This window comes from Shewanella sp. cp20 (assembly GCF_000832025.1).
Taxonomy (GTDB): Bacteria; Pseudomonadota; Gammaproteobacteria; order Enterobacterales; family Shewanellaceae; genus Shewanella.
In genome coordinates this window covers 41,668-49,170 of record NZ_JPII01000056.1, presented here as the reverse complement: position 1 = coordinate 49,170, position 7,503 = coordinate 41,668, and the positions used below count along the sequence as shown (strand labels likewise).

6 protein-coding genes are annotated in these 7,503 nt (G+C 52.8%); all 6 read left to right on the top strand.

The annotated features are described in order from the left end of the window. The coding region (locus DB48_RS19550; RefSeq protein ID WP_041511859.1) for an ATP-binding cassette domain-containing protein at positions 1-1,346 on the top strand (1,346 nt) is incomplete at its 5' end. Continuing rightward, a complete protein-coding gene (locus DB48_RS19545; protein WP_041511858.1) occupies positions 1,339-2,721 on the top strand; it encodes an HlyD family type I secretion periplasmic adaptor subunit in 1,383 nt (460 codons plus the stop codon). The genes DB48_RS19550 and DB48_RS19545, both read left to right, overlap by 8 nt. Before the next feature lie 30 nt (positions 2,722-2,751). Further along, positions 2,752-4,164 carry a TolC family outer membrane protein gene (locus tag DB48_RS19540; protein ID WP_041511857.1) on the top strand — a complete coding sequence of 471 codons (1,413 nt, stop codon included), beginning with the start codon at positions 2,752-2,754 and terminating at the stop codon, positions 4,162-4,164. After that, positions 4,164-4,769, top strand: coding sequence for an OmpA family protein (locus tag DB48_RS19535; protein ID WP_041511856.1), 606 nt, complete (start codon positions 4,164-4,166; stop codon positions 4,767-4,769). Before DB48_RS19540 ends, DB48_RS19535 begins: the two co-directional genes overlap by 1 nt. 17 nt (positions 4,770-4,786) lie before the next feature. Continuing rightward, a complete protein-coding gene (locus DB48_RS19530; RefSeq protein ID WP_041511855.1) occupies positions 4,787-5,494 on the top strand; it encodes a transglutaminase-like cysteine peptidase in 708 nt (235 codons plus the stop codon). Between the two features lie 8 nt (positions 5,495-5,502). Next, positions 5,503-7,425, top strand: a complete 1,923-nt coding sequence (locus DB48_RS19525; protein ID WP_041511854.1) for a bifunctional diguanylate cyclase/phosphodiesterase — start codon at positions 5,503-5,505, stop codon at positions 7,423-7,425. Positions 7,426-7,503: the final 78 nt, after the last annotated feature.

Sequence of the window (7,503 nt, the reverse complement as noted above, 5' to 3'; positions counted from 1 at the left end):
TACGCGAGATCTTAACCTCGGCGACCATCACCACCCTGGTCGATCTGCCGTTTGCACTGTTCTTCATGCTGATCATCTATATCGTTGCCGGCGATCTGGCCATCATCCCTGTGATAGGCGGCATCATTATCATTGCCTATACCCTGATCATGCAGCCGCGCCTCAAGGCGGCTATCGAAGAGAGCAACAAGTTCTCTGGCCTGAAACATGGCCATCTGATTGAGTCTCTGGCCTCTATCGAGTCGATAAAATCCAGCGGTGCCGAAGGCCTAGTGCAAAAAAGCTGGCAGCAGATGATTGGCCACACAGCTAACTGGCAGCTGAAGGTCAAGAAGATCTCCACCTCGGTCACCAACGTTGCCAACTTCACCGTACAGCTCTCTGTGGTCTGCGTGGTGATCTTAGGGGTATATCGCGTCGCCGATAACGATATCTCTATGGGCGGCATTATCGCCGCGGTGATCCTGTCGAGCCGGGCCATCTCCCCCATGGCGCAGCTGGCCGGCCTGATGACCCGAGGCAACCATACCGCCAGCGCGCTTAGGCAGCTGGATCAGATCATGACCCAAGAAGATGAGTTTGAGAACAAGGGCCATCTGGTCAGCAAACAGCGTCTCAAGGGCCAGATCAACACCGACCACGTCAGCTTTAATTATCCTGGCTCAGAGCGTCCCGTGCTGCACCCCATGTCCCTGTCGATTGCACCGGGTGAACGTATCGCCATCATAGGTCGCAACGGTTCGGGCAAGAGCACCCTGGCCAAGCTCTTAGTCGGTCTCTACCAACCCACCAAGGGCAGTTTGCGCTACGACGGCCTGGATTCGGCACAGATCCACCCAACCGACCTGCGTAGAAACTTCGGTTACCTGCCTCAGGACATCACCCTATTCCACGGCACTATCCGCGACAACATACTCTTCGGTACCCGACAGGTCACCGAACATCAGCTGATCCGTGCGGTGCAGTTGTCGGGCGTCAACCAGTTTACCGATATCGAGACCGAAGGCTTAGATCAGCAGGTCGGCGAAGGCGGTCAGTCTCTTTCTCGCGGTCAACGCCAAACCATAGCGTTAGCACGGGCGACCCTAAACGATCCGCCTGTACTCTTAATGGATGAGCCCACCGCCAGCTTAGATGCGCGCGCCGAAAAGCAATTTATTCGCGCCATGAAGAATGTCTCCAAGGAGCGCACCCTGCTGCTTATCACCCACAAGATGCACCTGCTGAATCTGGTTGACCGTATCATAGTCTTAGATCGCGGCCACCTGGTGGCCGATGGCCCGAAAGAGCAGGTACTCAACCAGCTCGCCAAGGGACTGCTATCGGGAGGGCCGAAGAGTGAGTAAGCACTTAACTACCCAAGATCTCGAGATGGTCGATGACGTCTACGGCGCCATGATGACAGATGCACCCACCAGTCACAGGCTGATCATCTGGGCCCTGACCGCCCTCGCCTTTAGCTTCCTGGTGTGGGCCTATTTTGCCGAGCTGGATCGGGTCACGACAGGCACAGGCAAGGTGATCCCCTCGTCTCAGGTACAGGTGATTCAGAGCCTTGACGGCGGCATCATGAAAGAGCTGTATGTCCGTGAGGGCATGACGGTCACCAAGGGCCAGCCCTTGGTACGCATAGATGATACCCGTTTTCGCTCAGACTTCGCCCAGCAGGAGCAGGAGGTCTATAGCCTGCAGGCCAACGTTATTCGTCTGCGCGCCGAGCTCAACAGCATCACCATTTCAGATGTGGCCGCCGACTGGCGCGAGCAGGTGAAGATTGCCAAGCAGCCGCTACAGTTCCCAGCTGAGTTAATCGAAAGCGAACACGACCTGATACAGCGTCAGCGCGACGAATACTCGGGCAGGCTGGACAACCTGAGCAATCAGCTGGAGATACTGGCGCGCCAGATCCAACAGAAGCAGCAGGAAACCGAAGAGCTGGCCTCGAAGATCAATACCCTGACAACCAGCTTCCAGCTGGTAACCCGGGAACTTGAGCTTACCCGTCCGCTAGCCGATAAGGGGATTGTGCCAGAAGTCGAGCTGCTCAAGCTGGAACGCAACGTCAACGACATTCGCGGCGAGCTCAGCTCACTCAGGCTACTCAGGCCCAAAGTCAAGGCGTCACAGGATGAGGCGATACTGAAACGCCGCGAAGCCGTGTTCGTCTACGCCGCAGAGGCCCGCACCCAGCTCAACGAGATGCAGACACGTCTGTCGCGCATCAACGAGGCTCAGGTGGGCGCACGAGATAAGGTGAGCAAGGCCGAGATCGTCTCGCCGGTAAACGGCACGATCAAAACAGTTCATATCAACACCTTAGGTGGTGTTGTTCAGCCTGGCATCGACATCATAGAGATAGTGCCATCTGAAGATCAGCTACTTATCGAAACCAAGATCATTCCGAAAGATATCGCATTTTTACATCCTGGCTTACCCGCCGTTGTTAAAGTTACCGCCTACGATTTCACTCGTTACGGTGGCCTCAATGGCGTTGTGGAGCACATCAGTGCCGATACAACACAGGACGAAGAGGGAAACAGTTTCTATCTTGTAAGGGTTAGAACTGAACTATCAAGTTTGACGAAGGACGACGGCACCCAGATGCCCATCATACCTGGCATGTTAACCACGGTGGATGTGATCACTGGGCAAAGATCCGTTCTGGAGTACATACTTAATCCAATTTTGAGAGCAAGAGACACTGCTCTACGTGAACGTTAAGTTCACAACAATAACCAGGGGGGTTACCAAATGAGTAAGCAAACCATGCATCAACTAAAGCGCAGTGCCATGGCACTCGCCATTAGTGCGATGTTGATACCCGGGGCAGCCTCTAGCCAAACGCTAGAACAGGCTGTCGCCCATACGCTGGATACCAATCCAGATATTCGCATCGCATTTAATCGCTTCAAGGCACGCGAAGAGCAGGTCAATCAGGCAATCGCCGGTTACATGCCAAGCGTTGATATCAGTGGTGGCTATGGCTGGGAGCAGACAAATAGTCCTTCTACCCGCCGCCGTGCAGGCCAGGGCGACGTTGACGAGGATGGTGTCATCGAATTGATGCGTGGCGAAGTAGGTTTTAGCATCAAGCAGATGCTATTCGATGGTTTCTACACCTCGAGCGAAGTGGATCGTTTTAGCTTCGAAGCCAGCGCCGATCAATGGGCCCTGTTTGCCGCTGCCGAAGATATCGCACTGGATGTAGCTAAAGTCTACGTCAACTATATCCGTAGTGAGCAAGTGCTGACCCTGGCAGAGAAAAACCTGCAGAGTCATAAAGACATCTATGATCAGATCAAACAGCGTACCGATTCGGGCCTGGGCTCAGTCGCCGATCTGTCTCAAATCACAGGTCGTCTGGCCCGCGCCAACGCCAACGTGATCGCGGCGAAGAACAACTTCTTCGATGCCAAGGCGCAGTTTGTTCGTATCGTCGAGAAAGAGCCGGAAAACCTCATCGTTCCCGTGCCTGACGACGATATGCTGCCGACTAATCTCTCCGATGGCCTCAAGGTTGCTCAGGAAAACCATCCTATTCTGAAATCCGCCGCCAGTGATATCTCGGCGGCAGAGAACGAGCGTTCATCGGCCCAGTCCAACTACTACCCTAAGCTCTCGCTGGAATTAGGTGGCAACTGGAATGACAACCTGGACGGTGAAGACGGCTACTCAATTTTTGCCAACCAGAATGTCGGCGGTCACAACAATGATCTTGTCGCCATGGTAAGGGTGAAATACAACCTGTTTGCCGGTGGTAAAGATCTGGCCCGCGAGAAAGAAGCCGCCTACAAGATAGGTGAGGCGAAAGAGATTCGCCAGCGTGCCTATCGTCAGGTGGTCGAAGGAGTCAACCTGGCCTGGAACGCCTATGAGATGCTAGAGCCACAGAAGCTCTATATCCGCGATCACGTCATCGCAGCCAAAGACACTCAAGTCGCCTATAGCCAACAGTTCAACCTGGGACAGCGCACCTTATTGGATTTGCTGGATACCGAAAACGAACTGTTTGAAGCGCGTAAGGATTACCTCGATGCCGAATATGACGAGATCCTCTCAGAATATCGCATCCTTAACGCTACAGGAAGACTACTGGAATCGCTTCGTGTGACTCGCCCCGATGTCTGGAAGGGTGAGCGCGAATACGAAGGGGGAGTAAAATAATGAAAGCCTTACTGATTATTCTTAGCGTCGCCTTACTGGGCGGCTGCACCTCGCGCGACATAGTGACCATGGATACCCCAACCAATCAGGTATTCGATCTTAACGACAAAGATAAAGATGGTGTTATTGTCGCTCGCGAACGCTGTAACGATACTGTGCTCGGTGCCAACATTGATAACTACGGCTGTGGTAAGATTAAGCCGATCAATGAGCGTCAAGAGCTTAAGATATTGTTCGCCAACGACTCTTACTACATTGATCCCCAGTACTATGATCAGGTAGAAATGGTTGCGACTTTCATGAGACAGTACCCCAATACTAAGGTGACCATCGAAGGCCACTGCAGTAAGACGGGTAGCTATGAGCACAACCTGACGCTGTCGCAAAACCGCGCCGATGCCGTAACTTCGCTGTTGTCTGAGCGATTCGGTATCGCCAACGACCGTCTGACCGCCATAGGCTATAGCTACGACAGACCGGTAGACCCTACTCATACCAAGATGGCACACACACGTAACCGCCGCGTGATCGCAGAGGTAACGGGTGAAGACACCAGAGCCGATATGAAGTGGCACATCTACACAGTTGATGAACAAGTAAAATAAAAAAATAGTCGGAGAAGATGAAGGCCAAAATTGGCAGGCAAAAACGCTTTCAAAGGGTCTGCCAACTTTGCGTTGTGGCAACGGCCCTGGGATTTTCTTGCCTATACGCTTCTCCGACACAAACACTCGACGCCAACTACATAAAGTCCACCCTAGAAGCCCGATACGGTGAGCGCGCAGGCATGCGCGTCGCCGCCTGGTTTAAGGTGCTGGACGAATCGCAGGGGCTGAGTGAACAAGAGAAGATCACCAAGGTAAATAACTTTTTCAATCTGTTTAGGTTTGTGGACGACATCAAGTTGTGGGGCGTCAGTAACTACTGGGCCACACCGATGGAGTTTATCGGGGTGAATGGTGGCGATTGTGAAGATTTCTCCATCGCCAAATATTTCACCCTACTGCAGCTGGGCATTCCCGATGACAAGCTGCGGATCACCATGGTCAAGGCCACCTCGGTCAACCAGTACCACATGGTGTTAGCCTACTATGAAACGCCCGGCTCCATCCCCTTGGTGTTGGATAACCTGGACAGACAGATTAAACCAGCCACCCAGAGACAAGATCTGATCCCCGTATACAGCTTTAACGGTCGTCAGTTGTGGCTAAACAAAGAAAAAGGTCGCGGTGTACTTGCAGGCTCATCGGGACGCCTTGAAAAATGGAATGATCTCAAAAATAGATTAGGTGTTGAGCGACTCAAAATGCCTAAGTTAAGATTGGAGTAGCGAAAACAATGACACTGTTTCGACAGATATACTCACTGCTTTTTGGCCTGTTCTTGGTCGTTGTCATCAGCCTGGCTTATGTACAATTTACAGAGACACAAAGCTTTCTGACCAAGCAGATGGAGTCCGATCTCAATAACACCAGCCACAGTCTGGGGATCATGCTGGTTCCCGATCTGGAAGCGGGTGACATTGTCGGCGCGGAGACGCTGATTAACGTCATCTTCGAAGGCGGCTATTACCAACAGGTGAAACTCACCTGGCTGGTCGATGGCAAACAACAGGTATGGGAAAACGACGTTAAGATTGAGGGTGTCCCCCAATGGTTTATCGACCTGGGGTTCTTCGAAACCATTAAACGCGAAAGCACCATTACCTCGGGTTGGATCCAACTGGCCAAGCTAGAGATCACCGCCCACCCCGGCTTTGGTTACAACGAGCTGTGGCGCACCCTGACCAACGCCATCATAGTCATCTCTATCCTGTTTTTACTCGCCATCATGCTGGCGCGCTTCGGACTAACCTGGATCCTGCGACCACTGCATGAGATTGCCGAGCATGCGACCGAAATAGCCCAGCGCAAGTTTGGCCCCGACATGGCAATTCCCAAGACCTCTGAGCTTAAATCCGTGGTCGAAGCCTTTAACAGCATGTCTCACCAGCTCAAGCAGATCTTCAGCTCTCTGGACGAAGAGGTGACAGAACTGCGCAAGAAGAACCTAGTGGATCAAGTCTCTAAGCTGCCAAACCGACAATATATGATGGGCCGCCTCAACAGCTGGTTGAATGAACCCAACAATGGCTCGCTGATGATGGCCAAGTTTGACTGGCTCGAAGAGGTGCACAGCAAGTATGGCTATCAGGTTCGCGATGAAACCATACGCCTGCTGGCCGAGAAGATGCAGGAGCAACTCGACGAGATCGCCCCTTCGGTCATCGCCCGTATCGCCGCCTATGAATTTGCCTTCCTGATCACCAGTGCCGAACAGGAGCAGAGTAGCAAGTACCTGCATACCCTGATCAGAACCGTGAATCAGGAGATCTCTAAGGCGGGCTGTAAGCCTAACGAGCAGTTTGCCATAGGTATCGCCCAGCGCACCGACAACATGACGGTATCGGACATTCTGGCGCAGACAGATAACGCATTGCAGAAGGCGATCGCCGACAACAAGGTGTTCCATTGGTTCGAGAGTAACGAGAAGCAGCTTTACACCCGTGAGCAGTGGCGAGAACATTTGAGCGCGGCCATCAGCAGCAAGCAGTTCCAGTTCAAATGGCAGCCGGTCTATCATACCCACAAGGATGAGGTGGTGCAGCGTGAGCTCTATTGTCAGCTCACCATAGGCGATAAAGAGATCCACGCGGGCCAGTTTATGCCTTATGTCGAGCTGCTCTCACTGGGGTCTATGCTGGACAGATGCCTGATCGAAACCATAGTGGAAAATGGTCTGCTGGAGCGTAATGATGAGCCTATCGCCATCAACCTGACCTTCAACAGTCTGAGCGATACCAGTTTCCATAAATGGCTCAACAAGTTCCTGAGCAGTACGCAGCAGGCCCAGCGTATCGTGTTTGATATTCCAGAGGCCGGCGTCTATAGCGATCCCGACGCCTGTCAGGCCCTGTGCAACATCATTCGTGATAATGGCGCCCACTTCGGCATCGATCACTTCGGTCGTCAGTTTGGCTCTATGTCTTACCTGCAGAACCTTAGACCTAGCTACGTCAAGTTAGATCAGTCCTTCGCCTACTATGACGAGAACGAGCACAACAGCGAGCTGTGCCGCGCCCTGGTAAACGTCGCCAGAGGCCTGGATATCCAGATCATCGTCACAGGTATTCAGGAGCAGCCACAATTGACACGTTTCGAGCCGCTCAAGGCCAACGCCTACATGGGCTACATCTACCCGCCCACTCGGGTTGAGCTGTAACGAAAAAAGCTGCCCAAAAGGCAGCTTTTTTTATCCCGATAATACGGCTTAATAAATAGAAAGAGGGCCTTATACCAA

Excerpts from the sequence above, each read along its gene's own strand:
- DB48_RS19540 (WP_041511857.1), top strand. The coding sequence starts at position 2,752 with ATGAGTAAGCAAACCATGCATCAACTAAAGCGCAGTGCCATGGCACTC.
- DB48_RS19535 (WP_041511856.1), top strand. The coding sequence starts at position 4,164 with ATGAAAGCCTTACTGATTATTCTTAGCGTCGCCTTACTGGGCGGCTGC.
- DB48_RS19530 (WP_041511855.1), top strand. The coding sequence starts at position 4,787 with ATGAAGGCCAAAATTGGCAGGCAAAAACGCTTTCAAAGGGTCTGCCAA.
- DB48_RS19525 (WP_041511854.1), top strand. The coding sequence starts at position 5,503 with ATGACACTGTTTCGACAGATATACTCACTGCTTTTTGGCCTGTTCTTG.